We start from the raw sequence: 1,233 nt of genomic DNA, 5'->3' as shown, positions 1-1,233 counted from the left end.
GACCGGAACCGTGCAGGTTTCAGCCATCATCGAACGCGCCGACCTTTCGCCAGGGGATCGCATCAGCGGTCCGGCGGTGATCGTCGAGCGTGAGACGTCGACGGTCGTCACCACTCTCTTCGATGCCGCGCTACAGAGCGACGGTTCGATCCTCCTGATCCGCAAAGGGGTCCAGGCATGAGCGACATCTTGGAAATCCGCATGCAGGTGATGTGGAATCGCCTGATTTCGGTGGTCGAGGAGCAAGCGCTGACCCTGTTGCGTACGGCCTTCTCCACGTCGGTGCGTGAATCGGGCGACCTGTCGGCCGGCGTGTTCAATCCGCGCGGCGAGATGCTGGCGCAGGCCGTGACCGGTACGCCCGGGCATGTGAACACCATGGCCGAGGCCGTGCTGCAGTTCATGAACGAGATCCCGCGCGAGGAGATGTACGAGGGCGACACCTATGTCACCAACGATCCCTGGAAAGGCACCGGCCATCTCCATGACATCACCATGGTCTCGCCCTCGTTCCTGAACGGCGAACTGGTGGCATTCTTCGCCTGCACCGCGCACGTGGTCGATGTTGGCGGACGTGGCTTCGGCGCCGACGGCAAGTCAGTCTACGAGGAAGGAATCCAGATCCCGATCATGAAGTTCGCCGAGCGCGGCAAGGTGAACCTCGATCTGGTGAAGATCCTGCGCGCCAATGTGCGCGAGCCGAACCAGGTCGTCGGCGACTTCTATTCGCTGGCCGCCTGCAACGAGGTCGGCCATCGCCGCCTGGTCGACATGATGAAGGAGATCGGCCTGGCATCGCTGGACAGGCTGGGAGAGTTCATCTTCACGCGCACGCATGACGCGACGCTGGAGCGCATCAAGGCGCTGCCGAAAGGCACCTGGTCGAACGAGTTGGTGACCGACGGCTACGATACGCCGGTCAAGCTGGTGGCAGCTGTCTCGATTGAGGACGACCATTTGAATGTCGATTTCTCCGGCACCGATCCGACAAGCCGATGGGGCATCAACGTTCCGATCATCTACAGCAAGGCCTATGCCTGCTACGCCCTGAAATGCGTCGTGGCGCCGGAGATCCCGAACAATGCGGCCTCGCTTGCTCTGTTCACTATATCGTCGCCGACCAACATCCTGAACGCCCCGCGGCCGGCGCCGGTCTCCCTGCGGCACGTCATCGGCCATATGGTGCCCGATCTGGTGCTGGGCGCGCTGGCCAAGGCGCTGCCGGGCCAGATC

At 62.7% G+C, this 1,233-nt stretch carries 2 protein-coding genes; both read left to right on the top strand.

Annotation, left to right across the window (positions count from 1 at the left end; genetic code table 11):
- Nucleotides 1–181, top strand: a 181-nt coding sequence (locus EN884_RS36370) for a hypothetical protein (protein ID WP_164895438.1), incomplete at its 5' end; no start/stop codon positions are given.
- The coding region (locus tag EN884_RS36365) for a hydantoinase B/oxoprolinase family protein (protein ID WP_164895437.1) at nt 178–1,233 on the top strand (1,056 nt) is incomplete at its 3' end. The genes EN884_RS36370 and EN884_RS36365, both read left to right, overlap by 4 nt.

The organism is Mesorhizobium sp. M7A.F.Ca.AU.001.01.1.1 (assembly GCF_004022735.1).
Taxonomy (GTDB): Bacteria; Pseudomonadota; Alphaproteobacteria; order Rhizobiales; family Rhizobiaceae; genus Mesorhizobium; species Mesorhizobium ciceri.
The sequence above is the reverse complement of the archived record's forward strand: the minus strand, read 5'-3'. Positions and strand labels throughout refer to the sequence as shown.